The following is a 17840-nucleotide window of genomic DNA, read 5'->3' as shown; positions in this document are numbered from 1 at the left end:
ATTAATTACAGACACAAACAAAATGAAATTAACTAAGCTTCTAGAAACAAATTCTTTGTTTATTACTAAAAATGATTTTTTAAAAAACTTTTATGAAAAGCAAGATTTACACAATGTTCTAGTTATAGCTGATTTAAATTTACTTTCTTTTAAAGAGAGTATAGAAAATCCAATAATTACTATTAATATTGATGGTGCTTCAAGAGGTAATCCAGGCCCAGCTTCTATAGGCATTGCATTTTATAAAGATAAAGAGTTAATTGAAGAGATGTCTGAACATATTGGTATTTGTACAAATAACTTTGCTGAATATACAGCTTTAATAAGAGCTTTAGAAACCAGTTTAAATAAAGGATTTGATACTATTGAAGTTAGATCTGATAGTGAGCTTGTTGTAAATCAAATAAACAAAAGATATAAAGTAAAAGATGCTGATATTAAAGAATTGTTTGACAAAGCAAATTCATTAATAGAAAAATTTCATTCTTTTAAAATTATTTATGTGCCACGTGAGGAAAATCTTAGGGCAGATAAGTTAGCAAATAAAGCATTAAAAGGATAGTACTGCAAAAGCATTGGTGATAACTTGTTCACCTTTTTGGTTTTCTGCTAATAGTTCAACAGTAGCTAAACTATTTTCAACCTTTGAAACCTTTCCTTTTATAGTTAATTTATCAAGTGGTCTAACCATGTTTCTAAACCTTACTTTAATTTTTTTTATTTTACCTGGATCTTTATTATCTATCGCGGAGCGGTATACATATGCCATCGTACATAAGCCTTGTAAAATAATTCCACCAAGACCAGCCATCTTTGCAAAGTCATTGTCTATGTGAATAGGATTAAAATCACCTGAAGCACCTGCATAATAATACGGCCTGTATTTATCTATTTCTATTTCAAAAGGCTTTATATTTTCATTAAGTTGGTAATTCATCTTTTTTAGTCTTCAGTAACTACAGGTAGTAAGCCTGAGTGTTCAACAACTTCTTGTCCTTTTGGCTCAAGTACCCACTCAGTAAAATCTTTTACTTTACGAGAAGCATTAGTTTGTACAACTAAATACAAATAATGTGCAAGTGGATAATCACCATATCTAATTGCTTGTTCATCTAACTTTTTATTATCAAATGGTGAAACACTAAGAGAATTATCATAATTGTTTACTTTAAGAAATTTAATATTATTATTTTCCCATGGATAATTAGTAGAGTTTACAAAGCTAATAGCAGCTTCATTCTCAGATACAAATTTTATTATTTCTTGATTAGATTTTAATCGTAAAAATAAAGAAGGAAATTTTGTCCCTTGTAAAATTCTGTCTTTAACAAATTCATTAGTCCCACTTCCTTCTTCTCTAATGACTACTATAACTGGTTTGTTATAAGAAACTAACTCTTGCCAGTTTTTAATTTTATTGCTAAATATTCCTTCTAAACCATCTAAACTAATTTCATTAAGAGAATTCTTCTTATTTACAATAATAATAAGTGCATCAAGAGCTACCCTCTCTTCTATTAGTTCCAACCCTTTCTCAGCTGCTTTTTTCTTTTCTAGGAATGATATAGGTCTACTTGAATTTGCTATATCTACTTTGCTGTCAATTAAATTTTTTATTCCTTGATCAGAATCTGAAGCAACTAATTTGACGTTGTATTGTGGATATTCAGTACTAAAAGAGTTCTTCCACCTTTGTGATAATGGAAGTAAACTTGATGAGCCAGAGATTTTTATATAACCCTTACTTGGCTTTACCTTATCTGATTTTTCATTTATCTTTAAGCTACTTACAACATTGCTTACATTGCCATATATTTGATTTATAGTAGGCAACTTAAGTAAAAAATATTTTTGTGTTAAAAAGTAAAAACTACAAAAAATTATAAGCCAAAATAACAAGCTAAATAAACTAGCTGTAAAAGAAGATCTTCTTAGTACCTTGGGTTTTGGTGGAAAGACGATGTTTTTATTTTTAACCGTAATGGTTTTAGCTATATCTTTAACACTTTGACTTTTGTTCATGGTAGACACACTTGTTTTAAGATTTTCTTTAATTGAGTTTATTCCTTCTAAAAGATTTTTTGACACTTCATCTCTTGGTTTGTCAATCTTTTTAGCAATCTCGTCAACTGACAAATTTTGAAAAAACCTTAAATCCAAAATATCTTGTTCTTCTTTTGGAAGTAAGGTAATTATCTTTTTTATATCATCTTTTAATTTTAATAGCTCAGCTTGTAAGGTTTTGTCAAGCTTTTTGCTATTTCTATCTTCTTTAAAGTTTAAAATAATCTCTAAAGCTTTTTCATTTAACACATCAAAAGGCCTGACATCATTCATGTTAGGTTATATTTTAGCAAAAAGAGCTTGAGTGCTAGAGTTAAATTTTACCTAAAGCATTTGGTCTTAATTCTTTTTCTTTTGTAAAAGAAAGTTTTGGCATTTCATTTAAACGATATTCTTTACATGTAAGTTCAATTAGAAATTTACGACAAGCTTCTGAAATCATTTCTTGCCATTCTTTTTCATAAAATTCTTCTACTACTTTTCTGGAAATGGAAATCACTGTTTAAGAAATCCCTTATGCTTTAGCAACTTCATCTGGGCCAGTTTTATGTTCATTTAGCACAAGGCTTAATAATAGTTCTTGAGCTTTTGGTGATATTGGCCAACTTGCTACCGCAGCTTTTAAATTTTTAATACCTTGAGATTGAAACTGGTCTGTATCTGGCACAATTGGAGCTGGTTTAATCTCTCCTGGACTTTTAGATTGTTTAACTGGAGATGGTTTTCCAATTTCTATATTATTAAAATTGCTTGGTTTTTCAACTGACATAGCTTTATCCTCTTTCTCTTTTTAGTCTTAGTCAGAGTAACTCCGACTCTATAGTATATTTAACCTTAATTTAACCATACACCATATCTGTACGATTATATAAAGGATGTAGCTATAAAAAGTTGATAGCTTAAATTATTAAGATTTAGACTGACATTGCTCCCAGATCATCTTTCTTACGTTTATTTTCATTTTGACGTAAGGTATCAAGTGCACCATCAATTTGATCTATAAAAGCTACAGAAGCTGCTAACTGAGTATGTCTGACTCTTGCTTCATGAGCAATATCATTCATATCTGCCATTGCTTGGCCATAAATCCTATTGCTTAGTACGTTGCCTACATATTTACCTACAGCATTTCCTACCGCGTAACCTAATGACAACCCCATAGGTCCGCCAAATACTCCAGCTGCTAGTCCAAGACTTGATGCTAGAGCAGAGACTTTTTGTCTTAATCTCCCTGCACTCGTTTGAAGCTGGCCGCCTTGTTTTAATGAATCCATATAGTCTTGAAAATTTGCATTAAGCAAACCTCTGTGCATATTTCTGTTAGAGTCATTCTCTACATACATTGCTGTAAGATTTATTGGATTTGCAATATACATCTTTAGTACTCCTAATCTTTCATTAATTCCCAGCCTTTTTTCATGCTGTCTTTTTCCCCTTTAAGTACAGTCATCCAGAATTCTTCTCGTTGGTATTCATTCCCAACCATTGATCTTGCAATTCCTAGTAAATGTCTTGCTACGTTTGGATCGCCATAACCCATAATTGCTAACCGGCTTAATTGTTCAGCAAAACTGTTATCTTGGAATGCTTGTGAAATACCCTCTTGTGCACTTGCAACTTCTGCTACTGGGTTTATATAACTTATTGTAGTAGCCATATATTTATCCTCCACTTAACTCTAAAGATTTCTCACGTTCGTTGTATAACGAACAATAGTATTAACTCATATGATTGTTAAAAGAAAGTTATAAAAAATAAAATTTATAAAAGATGAACTTACTATTTTTCTCCTTATGCAAAACAAAAAACTGCACATACCTTTGAAAGTATGTGCAGTTTTCTTTTTACAAGCTGGTGAAATATTATTTATGCTTTTTCTACAGCTTTTTGAGTTTCTTTTTCTAGTTTCTTGTTTTCTGATAATGCGGTGACCCACAAGTTTTCTTGAGTTCTTAAGATGCCTAGATATTCTTGTGTTTTGCCCAATTCATCTCTGACTCTATTTAGATCGTTGCCAACACCTATCCTGATGGCGACACCGAACCAATCTTCACCATCTATAGTAACTCCGTTGCCCGGTAGTAATGGTTGCTCCAAGAGAGTTGCTGAGTAAAGTGCTTCTAAATCTTGCAATCTCGTTTCTGCAGAGAAAATCTTACTTCTGATTTCAGATAAACGTTGTGTTGGATTTTCACTGGTATTTGATCCTGTTGGTAATGGTCTTGGTATTGTACTCATGGTTTTCTTGCCTCCTTATTTTTGTAGTGTCTAGCTTTGCTAGCTCTCCACTTTTTTTTTGCAAATAAGTTATTTTCCTTACTTGCTGTATGAGCTACATTAAGCCTGTCAATGGTTAATAGAAAGTAATGAAAAAATAAAATCTTTTATTAAATTTTTCTTATCAGTGAAAAATTCAACATTTTTATTAATTTAAATCTTAGGAGCTGTCCTACTTGAAGCTCTTTCTTTATCTACAAGCAAGTGGCAGCACTAACAAAAATTAAAAATTAACCCCTGGTAAACCCTCAAAAACATCTAAATCCGTGAATTTTTAACAATTCAACAAAAAAATGCTAATCGAAAATTTTATAAAAATCTAGGGCAAGCTATGGTCCAAAAATTCTACTTCAGGGAACTTTAGTCACTGTATCGAATATTTTCTTTGGGTTAAAAAATCTTAAGAGGTGAAATATGTTAAAGAATAAACGCATTCGTATATTTTTATCAATTTTGTTTTCAGTTTTGTTAACCGGACAAAATTTCCAAGTAGCTTATGCTGGTGCAAGATCTACAACACTAACACTTGAAAAATCAACAATGGACTTAAGTGTTATTGATCCATCCAAGAATAAGTTACATATTTTAAATGCAAGCAGACTTAGTAACACAATTACAATTAAGCCTGCTCCAAAAACATTACGAAATGGTAAGCCAATTAAAATACAAGGAACATTAAATGATGATGGTGCCCTTGAAATTGACTTAAGTACTCTTGGCCCAGCTAACTTACTTCCAAAAGGTACTTATCAAATTACTGCAACAAGTGGAAAGAAAAAATTAAAAGGTCAAGTAGTATTAAACCCACCTACCTTAATAATAGGAAGAGCAAAAGTTCCTATTCCAGATACAACTGGTGAAGTAAAGGCAAGGATTTTAAGACATCAAGAAGCTGTTGCAAGTGGAGAGCCAATAACAGAAGAAACAACAGCTAGTGAAATACCTGATGCTGAAGTTGCATTGTATGACATAAATCATGAGCCAATAGAGGATGTTGCAACAGTAGAGGTTCCTGGAACAGAAGCACTAGATGAAAATGGTAATCCTGTTCTTTATTATCAACTTATATCTGAAATACCTGATAGTGTTGCAGAAGAAGTTGAAAATCCAGTAATAAAGGCACAGATCGAAGCTCCAACTTCTACTGGAACAGAAGAAGTTACATTATCAGCAATTGCATTTACTGAAGATGCAACTGCAAACAATGTAATTAATAATGTAGTGGATGCTGCAACAACTGCAGCAGTAAATATTGCTACTGCAACAGTTGGTGAACTTGAAGATGCAGCACCAAAGGCTGAGATACCTCTTCAAGATACATACGATACAATTGTTGCACAAGTAGAACCAGCAACTGAAAATGCAGAAACTGTTGACGAAGCCTTACAATCAGTAGAAACTGCATGTGCAGTACATTCAACTGAAATATATGGAGGAATAGTTGATGATCTTGCATCTGTCCTAAATAATCCTGAACAAATCGCAGAAATTGCATCAGAAGTTGCATGGAAAGCACCTGAAATAGTTGGAGAAGATCCAACTCAAATTGCGGAACAAGGAATAAGTAATATTCCTTTTAATACTTATGCGACTGGATTTTTTAACGAAGGAGAATTAGGAGAGGGTGTTCCTCCTCCTCCTCCAGAGATTCAAGCTTTGGCTTATATAGAAGCTGGTGTTATACCTGGTTCTATAGAAGCTACAAGTGAAGAAACTCTAGTAGCAGCATTGAAAAGCGGGAGCTTTCCACCAGCAGTTTTTAGACAAGAAGCATTACAAAATTTTGGTGAGTTAGTAAATCTTGCAAAACAAGGAGAGCTAGGAACATTTAATGCATCACAATTCAACAAGATTCCTATTCCTCCAGGTATACAAGCAAATCTTACAGGACTAGCAGAACAAGCAATGGGACTTGCATTTCAAGGGCAAGCTTTTACTTTTGAAGCAGCTCCTGGTAGTTTTCTAGAAGGAGATTTTGAATCACAAGAAGGATTCGAGCTTTTTGCATATCCTGGTGCCTTTATGCCTCCTAATATTGCAGGTACAGCACAGCTTCAATCGAGTGATAGGCAATTCCAGTATCCATCTGGCTTTGTGCCTCCTACTGAAGGGCAAAATGGAGAGTTCACAGCATCTTTTATGCCACCAACAATTGCTCAAAACTTTAATCAAGGAAGCTTTGGAATTTTTGGTTCAATGGGTATTGAGCAAGTTCAAGGAAATGTATTTGCCTTAAATACTGGTAGGCAAGGAGATACATTACCCCCACCAACCGGCTCTATACAATTTTTTGATCCTATGCAACATGCAAGTAAATTGGCTGATGCATTTAGCAGTCTTGGAAGTAATGCCACGCAATATTTCGAAGGAGCAGCAGTGTATCTTGCTGGTGCATTTAATCAAGGAACTCCTTCATCAGGTGGTGGCATGCAAGGTCCACCTTCATTTCTTCCACAAGGAATATTTGACTTAGCAATGGCATCGTTTGACACTGGTCAGTTTACAGCTAGTCCTGCAACAGTTGGGTTAGGAGATGTAATAGGTTCATTTACACCACCAACTTCTACAGGTGGCCCATCAAGCGGATTCCCTGGTGGCGGCGCAACAGGTGGAACATTCCCTGGTGGCGGCGCAACAGATGGGGCATTCCCTGGTGGGTTTGATTTTGGAATATTTACTGGTGGATCTAATGGTAGTCCATTTTCTGGTATGGGTACAACAGCAGGTGGCACAAGTGGTCCAGGTGGATTCACTGAAGGTACAACAACAGGCGGAATGCCACCACCAGGCGGATTCACTGGAGGTACAACAACAACAGGCGGAATGCCACCACCAGGCGGATTCACTGGAGGTACAACAACAACAGGCGGAATGCGGAATGCCACCACCAGGCGGATTCACTGGAGGTACAACAACAACAGGCGGAATGCCACCACCAGGCGGATTCACTGGAGGTACAACAACAACAGGCGGAATGCCACCACCAGGCGGATTCACTGAAGGTGCTACAACAGGCGGAATGCCACCACCAACTGGTGGTACACCACCTCCAGGTGGATATGTTGCTCCTCCTCCAGAGGCACCACCTCCTGTATTTGTTCCACCTCCGGAGCCTGTATTTGTTCCACCTCCTGTATTTGTTCCACCTCCGGAGCCTGTATTTGTTCCTCCTTCTGGCTACTAACTTAGCCTTTTGCGGGTAAAAACATAAAAAGTTAAAAAGCCTCTTTAAAAAATAAAGGGGCTTTTTTGTTTTTGTTTGTTATGAAAAATACTAGGATTTTTGCTAGTAGTAGTTTCTAGGCTCAAACCAGTATAACTAATAGTTTTGTATTAGGATATTAATATGAATGATTTACAAACTAAAGATACATTTGTAGTAGTTGATGATCATCCGCCAATTAGATCATTTAGCAGAAGAATCTTAGAAGAAAATTTTCCTTCTTGTAATGTATTAGAAGCTGAAACAGGTTCCAGAGCTATAGAACTTAGTTTAAAAAATAAACCTGCACTTGTAATTATGGATATTGCAATGCCTGACTTGGATGGTATTGAAGCTACACAAAAAATTGTCCAAAGCTTGCCACAAACTGGAGTAGTAATTTATTCAAACTATGGTGATGAAGTCTATGTTAGAAAAATCAGACAAACAGTTCCTGTAGATAGAGCATTTGCATATGTATTAAAAACTGCAACCCAAGAACAATTTACTCAGGCTATTAAACAAGTTTATTCTGGTGAAGTATGGTTGCATCCTGATGTACAACAAGTTGTTTGGAAATTAAACTCTAATAAAAGAAGTACACAGTTAACTGAAATTCAACATAAGATCCTAACAGCAGTGTCAATAGGGAAAACAAATGATTGGATAGCTGAAAAACTTTACATGAGTAACAAAACTATACAATACCATCTTTATTCTATTTATGATAAATTAGGTATAAACAGTGCAGCTAAAAAAGTTAATCCAAGAAATGAAGTTGTCTGTGTATCTCTTTTAAAAGGATTAATTGATCATCAGGATTTAAAAGAAGCTTATGAAAAGGAAAATCACTAATTTATGAAAAAATATTTTAAAACTTTATTTTTGATTTTCTTTATTTTAATTTTTGTAGCTTGTCCGGCTATTTCAGCTTCACAAGATGTAAGCTACAAAGCTGCTACAAGCACTACTGTAGTTAACTATGCTAGGAATCTTTTACTGAGCATTGTAGATAGTAATTTCAGAGGTAGTTGGGTTGTTGATCCTGAAAATTGGGATAAAGAAATTAAAGTTAGGGAAAAAGTTCAAAAACCATTTGAAAGTCTTGCAAAGATTAAGATTGGAAACACGCCTCGAGAAGTCAAGCAAAGATTAAGCAATCCCACAGAAATAAAAAACAAAGGAAAAATATGGGTTTATGGGAAAAAATTAGAAGACGGGACCTACTTGGAACCTTTGGAAGTCTTTTTTGATGATAAAGTTGAACATGTAATTGGGATCACTTCATTTAATCCAAAGAGTATTGTAGAAAATATTGGTGTAAACATAGGTGATCCAATTGATAAAGTACTATCACTTTATGGGGAGCCAGTTGATGAGAAAGATTTTATTGAAGATCCAGACAACAAACAATATTTGGGATTATATTACCTTTACCCAAGATCTGGTATTGGCTTTCTTATTGGACAGGACAAAACTAAAAAAAATCTTTTAGTACAAGGAGTTCTTGTCTTTGGTAAATTTTAATAAAAACAATTTTTTTCTTAAAGTAATAAGCCAAGCTTGTTTTATTATTTTTTTATTTCAATTACAAACATTTGGCCAAACTTCTGATACAAACAACTCACCTGTAATTTTAGATAGAAATCCTATTTACTTACATCAAGGGAAAGTTTCTACAGTTACAATACGAGGAAATAATTTAGGTTTAAGAAATGCAATTGGTGTGGATGGGGATAATGTAATTGCATTTATAGTAAAAGAAGAATCCGATGGCTCTTCTATAACAGTTACATTTGATGTAGATATTATTGCTTCCTTGGGTGAAAGAGAGTTATTTATAATTAGCAGCGTAGACAACAGCACTAAAGACTCTATCCCAGTAATTGTTGAATCACCTCTTAAGCCAAGTATTGAAAGAATAACTACAAATAAAATACCTACACAGGACTCAGAAGCTATATTACGAATAACAGGTACAGAACTTACAAATGTAACCAAGATTTCAAGTAATAGCGATGATCTCATAATTAATTCTTATGAAGATTCACAGGATGGTAAGTTACTTACAGTTTCAACTACCTTTACTCAAAGCTTTAATCCTGATTTTACTTACAAGCTAGAAGTAGCTAACATAGGTGGAGCAACAACTGTAGACTTTATTTCAAAGGATATTGATTTGTCTAATGTTGACCCTCTTGCTTCAAGAATTTATTCTCTTGAATCAAATCCAACAAACAAAAAACAAATCATTTTAAAAGGTTCAATGTTTGATCCTGATCCAAGTAAAAACAAAGTTACCATTCTAGAAAATGATGATGGGACTGTAATTGCAAGACAAGTAGAAATTATTTCTTCTGATAAAAATGAAATCATAGTAAATCTGCCAGATAATTTTGATTTAAGTAATTCTGGATTAATTAGTTTTGCTGTATCTAATTTTGATGGTAAATCAAGTAATATTAAAACCATTGATTTAGACTTGCTTTATAACGATATTAAAGAACACACAATAACAGGAATAGACCTTAATACTGTTGCAGCTAATATTACTGCTTCAACAATAAGCTCAATAGTTACTGAAGGTAATCAAGCAAGTCAACATATGACTGAATCAATTTCTATTACTGCTAACCCACAAAAAAATCCTACATTACAAAACACTGAACTAACCGAAGACAAAAATATAATTCAAAATGTAACAAATATTAATCAATATCTTTTTAGTAATTCAACAATTGAAACCCCGGTAGTTACTCTTGATGAAAATCCTGTCAAATTAATTTCTACTATTGAAGAAAATAAACAAATAAAAAACCAAGTAGATTTAATTATGATTGCCTTAGATGATGCAAAGAGTAGTCAAGAATTTTCTGAAACAATTAAAAAGGCTGAATCCTTAAGAGCTAAAGTAGATGAACTAGAAAAAATGCTTTCTATTGAAAAGCAAAAAAATAAACCTGACTTAAGGAAACTTGCAAAATATGAGGGGCTCCTTGCAAATGCAAATGCTGAATCAAGGTCCCAGACTTTTACTCTTTTAAACAATTTATTACAATACAAACCACAATTAAAAAACTTATTAACACAAAAACCTTTTGATCTGGCAACAGTCCAGCCAAATATTCCTAGTAATTCTGTAATCTTACAATATGTTCCTACTGAAGAAGGATTAATTATTTTTGTAGTAGACAATAATAATTTAAAAACAAGAATAAACAAAAACATTTCTAAGGATATTTTAAATAGGGAAGTTCAAGCATACAGACAACTCCTTGAACAAGAAATTGAAAAAATAAAACTTACAGGCAGGACAACACCAATAATAAGCTGGAAAAATGACAAATCAAACATTTATAAAAATGACATTCGTCCGTTAAAAGAAAAAACAGTGTTTTTGTATAATGCATTGGTAGAACCAATTGAAAAAGATATTATAAACAAAAAAGTTGTTGCAATTATTGCAAATGGTTGGCTTAGATATTTACCTTTCCAATCATTAGCTAGCTTAAAGTCAAATGGTGATTTAAATTTCTTAATTTCTAATAAATCTATTGTTTATTTAGACAGTGTAATTGCATTAAACAATGATCATATATCAAAACTTTCAAATATGGCTGCAATTACTGTATTTGCAAACCCTGACGGAACTTTAAGCGGAGCAAATAAAGAAGCAGAAATCATTACTAAATTATTCAACAAATCAACAACTACTTTAGTGCAAAAGCCATTTAATGTTTCTCTTGTAAACCAATTAGCAAAAAAAGCAGATATTCTTCATCTTGCTACTCATGGTTACTTGGACAGTTCAGATATTAGTTCAAGTTATTTAGTATCAGGTAAAAAACCAAGTGGAAAACAAATGCTCCAGGAAAAACTATACTTAAAAGATATTTATGATTTAAACTTAAACAACAGTAAACTTGTAGTTTTAAGTGGTTGTGACACAGGGAAATTAGGCAGCTTATCAAATGAACCTGATGATGTTGTTGGCAGCTTAGCAACGGCATTTAGAGTAGCTGGTGCAAACACAATACTTGCAAGTTTATGGAAAGCTCATGATGAAGCTACTAAAATCATTATGCAGAACTTTTATGAAAATATAAGAGCAGGTCTTGATAAGGCAGAATCTTTAAGAAGAGCAGAATTAAAAGTTAAAGAAAATCCCAAATACAGCCACCCGTTATTCTGGGGGTTATTTAATTTGATTGGTGACTGGCGATAGGGTTAAAGTACTTGCTTCCTCTGGTTTTATCTTATTGTTTCCGTTTGGTTTTCTTTCTTGGAAAATAAAAGTTCCATTATTAACTTGTTTAATGATTTCAGCAAATTCTTCTTTTTCAATTGTTTCTTTATCTAAAAGAATCTGGACAAGTGCATCCATATGTTTTCTTCTTTCAAGCAATAGTCTTTTACAGTCGTCATATAACTGATTTACTATTCGCTTCATTTCTGAATCAATTTGAATAGCAACATCTTCGCTATAATCTCTCATATGTCCAAAATCACGGCCTAAAAATATATGCTCATTAGTTTGACCAAAAGTCATTGGTCCTAATTTTTCACTCATTCCAAATTGAGTAACCATTTTTCTTAAAAGTTCAGTTGCTTTTTGTAAATCATTTTGTGCCCCAGTAGTAATATCACCAAATACAATTTCTTCTGCAACTCTACCACCTAATAAAACTTTAATTCTTGCAAGGAGTTGGGATTTTGTTAGATTTAAATGATCTTCCTCTGGAAGAGTCATTGTAATTCCAAGTGCCATGCCACGTGGAATAATTGTAACTTTATGAAGAGGATCTGAATGTTTTTCATTGTAAGCAACTAATGAATGTCCAACTTCATGATATGCAGTAACTTCCTTATCTTTAGGAGTAATAATCCTGCTTCTCTTTTCAGGACCAGCAAGAACTTTATCAATTGCTTGTTCCAAGTCATCCATAAAAATTTCACGTTTGTTTTTTCTTGCAGCAAGTAGTGCGCCTTCATTTAACATATTTGAAAGATCTGCTCCTGTAAAACCAGGTGTTCTTCTTGCTAAAACTTTTAGATCTACACCTTGAGCTAAAGGTTTCCCTTTTGCATGTACTTTTAAAATAGCTTCTCTGCCAGCAATATCAGGCCTGTCTATTACTATCTGGCGGTCAAATCTTCCTGGTCGAAGCAAAGCACTATCTAAAATATCAGGACGATTAGTAGCAGCTAAGACTATTATTCCTGTGGTGGACTCAAAACCATCCATCTCTACCAAAAGCTGATTTAAGGTTTGTTCTCTTTCATCATGACCACCACCAAGACCTGCACCACGTTGGCGACCAACAGCATCAATTTCATCTACAAACACAATACAAGGTGCATTTTTTTTTGCTTGATCAAATAAATCTCTTACTCTTGAAGCTCCTACACCAACAAACATTTCAACAAAATCAGAACCACTTATGCTAAAAAATGGAACAGCAGCTTCACCAGCAACTGCTTTTGCTAAAAGAGTTTTACCAGTTCCTGGAGCTCCAACTAATAACACGCCTTTAGGAATTCTTGCTCCTATTGCTTGATACTTTTCACTATTTTTTAAAAAATCTACAACTTCTTGTAATTCTTGTTTTGATTCATCAATACCAGCCACATCTGCAAAAGTAATTTTAACTTTACTGTCGTGTTGAAGTTTTGCACGGCTTTTTCCAAAACTCATTGCTTGTGTACCACCACTTTGAGCACTCCTTATCATGAAAACTAACATTATTAAAAACAAAGCAGGTACTAAGATTGATGTAAGAAAACTAAGCCAAAAACCTCCACCACTTGGCGGATGAACTTCTACTTCAATTAGTTTCCTGGCTAAACTATCTGCTAACTCTTTAAGAGACTTGCCATCAGAGTTTGGTACTCTAACTATTTTTTCTGAATTGTCAGGAAAAACCACAACAATATTGTCAGCTTCATTGGTAAATATGACTTTTTTTACAGGAGAAGGTCCTTCTTCAAGCAAAGTAATCTTTAAAAACTCACTGTAGGTAAGCACATTGCCTTTTTCCTTTTTAGCTATTACTGTGATAACAAACAAAGTAATTAGTAAAAATAAAATTACAAAAGGTAATGTGTTTGTAAACTTTTTCATTTTTTTCATATTAATATTAGCAGAAAGCCAGTGTTTTGTTTTAATCACATATTGCTAAAACAGGTAAGTGCCTAAAATCTTCTCCGCTATCTAAACCATATCCTACTAGAAAATGATCACCTACCTCAAATCCAATATAATCTGCTTTTATATTTACTTCCCTCCTGGACTGTTTATTTAATAAACATGCTACTTTTACACTCTTTGGTTTAAATTGATCTTTTAAGTAGTCTTTTAAAAAGTGAATTGTTCTTCCACTATCAACAATATCTTCAACAATCAAAATATCTTTGCCATTTAAATTTGGTAAAAGCAAAAGTGGTGCTTCTACTTTTCCACTTGACACTTTTTTTGAACCATAGCTGGATATTCTTACAAACTCAAGCTGAACAGGAAGTTTAATTTCTCTTATAAGATCTGCTGTAAAAATAAATGCTCCTTTTAAAACAGAAATTACAACAAGTGATTTAATCTTGCTTTTCAGACAATCACGATCAATTTTTCTTGCCATAGATTTAACCATTTTTTGGATTTGTGACTTTGAGTATAAGATTTTTAAATTATTTTTCATGTTTTCATGTTATAACTCTTATTTCTTTATATCAAACATAATCTTATTTGCTGTCACATTCATAATATATTTTTTACTTAAATCTATTTTCTTTTGATTTAGAATTGCATCTCTAATAATGTTTATTTTACTTACAGCTCCTTTAATGCCATTGATTGTAAAAAACCAGTATATAAAAGCTGTTTGAGTGTGGTAATCAAGCTTAAGAAATTTTTTCCTGTTTAATGACAATGGTGAATCAATTTGTATTTTTTTTAACAACCAAGAAAAATAATTGTTTAATGTTGTATTTTGAGAATAAACTAAATCACTAAAAGCTAAAATATTATTTTCTGCTTCTGGATTAATTTTTCTTAATAAAGGCAATATTTTTCTACGGACTAAATTCCTTTTATAAATTACATCAAGGTTTGTTTTATCTTCCCTGTAAGGAACTTTGTTTTTAATTGCATACTTTAAAATATCTTTTTTCCATACATTTAAAAGTGGTCTGAATATTTTTACTTTGCCTGAAAGTTCTCTAAACCCTTTAATTGGGGAAAGCCCATTAGGACCAGTTCCTCTAGCTAGTCTAAATAAAATTGTTTCGAGTTTATCGCCTTTATGATGAGCAGTACAAATGTATTTTAATTTATATTTTTTTGCTTGCTGAGTAAAAAATGAATATCTTTGCTCTCTTGCAGTTTCTTCATCTTTTTTTATTTTCCCACTTGATTCTTTATATATAAGTTTGATGTTTTTCTTACTACAATAATTTTTAATTAGTTTAAAGTCCAAGTTTGAATCCTTTCTCCATTTATGGTTATAGTGCAAAACATAAATACGAAAATTAAAATTATCTTTATCTTCGTTTAACTTATTAAAAATATCTAATAAGACCATGGAATCAATTCCACCAGAAACAGCTAAACCAATTTTATCTCCGTTTTTATTTTTTAAAGAATTAATTTTTATCTTCGTTGTCTTCGTTGTCTTCGTTATCTTTTGTTTTATCTTGTTTTTTATCATTTATCTCCGTTGGATAAATATCTAACAAGTCTACTGACTTAGTGAGTGATGAACTTGCTGGAGTTTTAATTATACTTATTTCATCTGTTGTATTGTCTGATACAGGTATTACATTAACTCTCCTTGTTAAAAACACTAAACCTAATAGCTTTGGTTTTAACTCTCCGCCAGTAAGCCCAACTGTAGCTGTTATTAATTCATTTTTACTTCTTCTGTTTGCTGATAAGAACTTTTCTAATTTAGGCTCAGTTACTAGTCTAAACTTATCTTCTGCTGAAACTTGTGGGTAAACAAGAATTTCTTTACTAATAGCTGCTACTGGCTTTATGTCGTTTGGAAGATCAAAGTCAAGTCTTGCTGTATATTGCTGTCCACTAGCTACTTGTTCAGGAGTTGACAGCATAATTTTATTCTCATCAATTAGTTCACTTCCAATTCCATATCCTATGCTGACTTTTTCAAAAACTGTTTTATCGCTTGTTATTTTCCATGTGGGACCAAATTTCTTTAAAAAAAGTTCACCTACTGAAACTGCTTTTAATATACCTTTTGAATCTACCTCCTGTCTTGTCATGCTTGATGTCCCTTGGTATAAATCAGTGCTATCAACTGTTGCATACTCACCATAAATTCTAACTGTTCTTTCTTGTGACTTACTTTTAATATCAGGATATGCTTCCCAAAGTTCTTTGGTAAGGTTTTTTACTGATTCCAAGCCTAATCCATCCCCATTTATAAAATCGTAAGAATAACACTTTAAAACTTTTTCAATATTATGCTCGTTCCATTTATTTTCCAGGTTGTCTAAAAGCTCATTTATTTTTTCTACTTCACTAATTGAATTAATATCTTTTGTTTCAGCATTAATTGAGAAAGCACCACTTTGAAGATCAAATGAAAAAGCTTTTAGTGAAATTAAAAAACTTATCAAGATGATTACTAATAACTTGTTTTTCATTCTATGTGCCACTGCTTTCTTATTATACTCATATACTGTAAATTTATAACACAATGAGTGATTTACTAAAGCCAGCACTTCTTGCAATATCTAAAAGAGGGGAGTTAACTGAAAATTTACACTATGGATGGATTTGTGTCTTAGATAAAAATAAAAAGATAATTTTTAAATCAGGTAAGATAACTGACCAAACGTTCTTAAGATCATGTGCAAAACCAATACAAGCTATATCTACAATTGACAATAATCCAGATATTACAGAAAAAGAACTTGCAATTATATCTGGCTCACATTCAGGCTCAAAAAAACATATTGAATTATTAACTAATTTCTTAAAGAAAAACAATTTAACTATTCAAAACTTAAAATGTGGTTTACATCTGCCTTTTGATGAAGATGAAAGAAAGAGATTACTACAAAGTAAAAAAGAACCAAGTCCTTTACACAATAATTGTTCAGGGAAACATCTTGGAATGTTATCAGTTTGCAAAAAAAAGAAATGGGATTTTAACACTTACTTAAGCCCAAATCATCCGCTTCAAAAAATAATTTTAAAAAATATTGAAGCATTAGCAGAGACTAAGAATATTCATATAGCAACAGATGGATGTGGACTTCCAACATTTGCACTACCAATAATCAATATTGCTAAGATATTTTCTAATTTTACGCTTGATAAAAAATACTTTAAAATAATTACTTCAATGAAATCCTATCCATATCTTATGGGTGGTAAAGATCAAATTGATTCAGAAATTATAAAAGCCTCAAACAGAAAACTTATTTCAAAAGTAGGTGCTGAAGGAATAATAATTGTTGCTTATGAAGGGAACTCGCTAGTAGTAAAGATTACAGATGGAAATTCCAAAATTCGTTCCTTAGTTGTATTAAACTTACTTATAAAACTCGGATGGCTTAAAAAACAAGAAATTAAAGACTCTATACTTGAAGAGATTTATAGAGGTGAGATTAAAAATCATGGTGAGAAAGTTGTAGGAAAGGTAGTGTGTTACCTTAACTCTTTATTAATATAATTGGGTATAATCTATTAAGAGTTGTACAACTTTATATAGTTGTAAGATGATGGAGAAAAAGCAATGAAAGAACTTAACATGTCAGAAGTACGAGAAAAGCTGGCTGATATTATAGAAGAGATCAAGATGACTAACCATAGTGTAATTATTGAAAAATATAATAAGCCTCAAGCTGCAATAATACCTTATTCCGAGTATGAAAAGTTTGAAGAATGGGAATTACAAAAAGAGTCTGAATTAATGAAAAAGCTTTTAAAGAAAGATACCGGTATTAGATATAATTGGGAAGATGTAAAGAAAGAAATATTTGAAAATGTACCAGCTAAATCTTTTAGAAAATCCCCAAAAGTTTCTAAAAAAGTTAAATGATAAAAGACTTTTATTAAGGCTAGTAAAAGCAATTGAAGAGCTAAAATACAATCCTTTTCCAACGAGCAGCAAAAAATTAAAAGAAAATCTTGGATATAGGACTTACGGTTTAAATTAAACCCAAGTGAAGGCAGGACGCCAGGTTGACAGCCTAATCTCATTACGTACTGGTAGAAGTTTCTGCTCGTTAAAGGAAATCCCTCTTTTAAGCCTGTTAATTTCAAACTTTAGAAATG

General features: G+C 32.5%; 19 protein-coding genes. 8 read left to right on the top strand and 11 right to left on the bottom strand.

All coding sequences use genetic code 11. The annotated features are described in order from the left end of the window. Positions 1–172 precede the first annotated feature (172 nt). Positions 173–562 (top strand): ribonuclease HI family protein, encoded by a 390-nt coding sequence (locus HYY52_05275; protein MBI2996100.1) that lies wholly within the window; start codon positions 173–175, stop codon positions 560–562. Here HYY52_05275 and HYY52_05270 read toward each other — a convergent pair. The 7 genes from HYY52_05270 to HYY52_05240 form a co-directional block, all read right to left on the bottom strand. Then, the gene (locus HYY52_05270; protein ID MBI2996099.1) at positions 551–937 is read right to left on the bottom strand and encodes a hypothetical protein; all 387 of its coding nucleotides are present in this window, start codon (positions 935–937) and stop codon (positions 551–553) included. The genes HYY52_05275 and HYY52_05270 overlap by 12 nt on opposite strands. 5 nt (positions 938–942) lie before the next feature. Continuing rightward, complete coding sequence (locus HYY52_05265; protein ID MBI2996098.1) at positions 943–2337, bottom strand: substrate-binding domain-containing protein; 1395 nt, start codon at positions 2335–2337, stop codon at positions 943–945. Between the two features lie 40 nt (positions 2338–2377). Then, positions 2378–2563, bottom strand: a complete 186-nt coding sequence (locus HYY52_05260; GenBank protein ID MBI2996097.1) for a hypothetical protein — start codon at positions 2561–2563, stop codon at positions 2378–2380. A 15-nt stretch (positions 2564–2578) separates the two neighbouring features. After that, entirely contained in the window at positions 2579–2833 is a 255-nt protein-coding gene (locus HYY52_05255; protein MBI2996096.1) for a hypothetical protein, read from the bottom strand. Between the two features lie 145 nt (positions 2834–2978). Continuing rightward, a complete protein-coding gene (locus tag HYY52_05250) occupies positions 2979–3440 on the bottom strand; it encodes a hypothetical protein (GenBank protein MBI2996095.1) in 462 nt (153 codons plus the stop codon). Positions 3441–3451: 11 nt separating this feature from the next. Next, positions 3452–3721: a hypothetical protein gene (locus HYY52_05245; protein ID MBI2996094.1), complete on the bottom strand. Its 270-nt coding sequence runs from the start codon at positions 3719–3721 to the stop codon at positions 3452–3454. A gap of 209 nt (positions 3722–3930) precedes the next feature. Further along, on the bottom strand, positions 3931–4302 hold the full coding sequence (locus tag HYY52_05240) for a hypothetical protein (protein ID MBI2996093.1): 372 nt from the start codon (positions 4300–4302) through the stop codon (positions 3931–3933). 453 nt (positions 4303–4755) lie between these two features. On the opposite strand from HYY52_05240, the gene HYY52_05235 reads away from it, so the two are divergent. The 5 genes from HYY52_05235 (at position 4756) to HYY52_05215 (ending at position 11768) form a co-directional block, all read left to right on the top strand. Further along, a complete protein-coding gene (locus HYY52_05235; protein MBI2996092.1) occupies positions 4756–7341 on the top strand; it encodes a hypothetical protein in 2586 nt (861 codons plus the stop codon). Beyond that, positions 7268–7525 (top strand): hypothetical protein, encoded by a 258-nt coding sequence (locus tag HYY52_05230; protein MBI2996091.1) that lies wholly within the window; start codon positions 7268–7270, stop codon positions 7523–7525. Before HYY52_05235 ends, HYY52_05230 begins: the two co-directional genes overlap by 74 nt. A 162-nt stretch (positions 7526–7687) precedes the next feature. Next, positions 7688–8398 (top strand): response regulator transcription factor, encoded by a 711-nt coding sequence (locus tag HYY52_05225; protein ID MBI2996090.1) that lies wholly within the window; start codon positions 7688–7690, stop codon positions 8396–8398. 3 nt (positions 8399–8401) lie between these two features. Then, positions 8402–9070 (top strand): hypothetical protein, encoded by a 669-nt coding sequence (locus HYY52_05220; protein MBI2996089.1) that lies wholly within the window; start codon positions 8402–8404, stop codon positions 9068–9070. Further along, complete coding sequence (locus HYY52_05215) at positions 9051–11768, top strand: CHAT domain-containing protein (GenBank protein ID MBI2996088.1); 2718 nt, start codon at positions 9051–9053, stop codon at positions 11766–11768. Before HYY52_05220 ends, HYY52_05215 begins: the two co-directional genes overlap by 20 nt. On the opposite strand, the gene HYY52_05210 is transcribed toward HYY52_05215, so the two are convergent. From HYY52_05210 to HYY52_05195, 4 genes are read right to left on the bottom strand one after another with little or no spacing between them, the layout of a single operon-like run. Continuing rightward, positions 11739–13664, bottom strand: coding sequence for an ATP-dependent metallopeptidase FtsH/Yme1/Tma family protein (locus HYY52_05210; protein ID MBI2996087.1), 1926 nt, complete (start codon positions 13662–13664; stop codon positions 11739–11741). The genes HYY52_05215 and HYY52_05210 overlap by 30 nt on opposite strands. 40 nt (positions 13665–13704) lie before the next feature. Then, positions 13705–14235, bottom strand: a complete 531-nt coding sequence (gene hpt, locus HYY52_05205; protein ID MBI2996086.1) for a hypoxanthine phosphoribosyltransferase — start codon at positions 14233–14235, stop codon at positions 13705–13707. 18 nt (positions 14236–14253) lie between these two features. Continuing rightward, positions 14254–15243, bottom strand: a complete 990-nt coding sequence (gene tilS, locus HYY52_05200; GenBank protein ID MBI2996085.1) for a tRNA lysidine(34) synthetase TilS — start codon at positions 15241–15243, stop codon at positions 14254–14256. Further along, positions 15179–16201 carry a hypothetical protein gene (locus HYY52_05195; protein MBI2996084.1) on the bottom strand — a complete coding sequence of 341 codons (1023 nt, stop codon included), beginning with the start codon at positions 16199–16201 and terminating at the stop codon, positions 15179–15181. The genes tilS and HYY52_05195 overlap by 65 nt, the downstream gene beginning before the upstream one ends. A gap of 53 nt (positions 16202–16254) precedes the next feature. Here HYY52_05195 and HYY52_05190 point away from each other — a divergent pair, with 53 nt between their 5' ends. Continuing rightward, positions 16255–17235 carry an asparaginase gene (locus tag HYY52_05190; GenBank protein ID MBI2996083.1) on the top strand — a complete coding sequence of 327 codons (981 nt, stop codon included), beginning with the start codon at positions 16255–16257 and terminating at the stop codon, positions 17233–17235. A 63-nt stretch (positions 17236–17298) separates the two neighbouring features. Further along, on the top strand, positions 17299–17604 hold the full coding sequence (locus tag HYY52_05185; protein ID MBI2996082.1) for a type II toxin-antitoxin system Phd/YefM family antitoxin: 306 nt from the start codon (positions 17299–17301) through the stop codon (positions 17602–17604). The last annotated feature ends 236 nt before the right edge of the window (positions 17605–17840 follow it).

This window comes from Candidatus Melainabacteria bacterium, from assembly GCA_016193285.1.
Lineage (GTDB): Bacteria > Cyanobacteriota > Vampirovibrionia > 2-02-FULL-35-15 > 2-02-FULL-35-15 > JACPSL01.
Note: the sequence above shows the minus strand (reverse complement) of the source record. Positions and strands in the feature narration are given on the sequence as shown.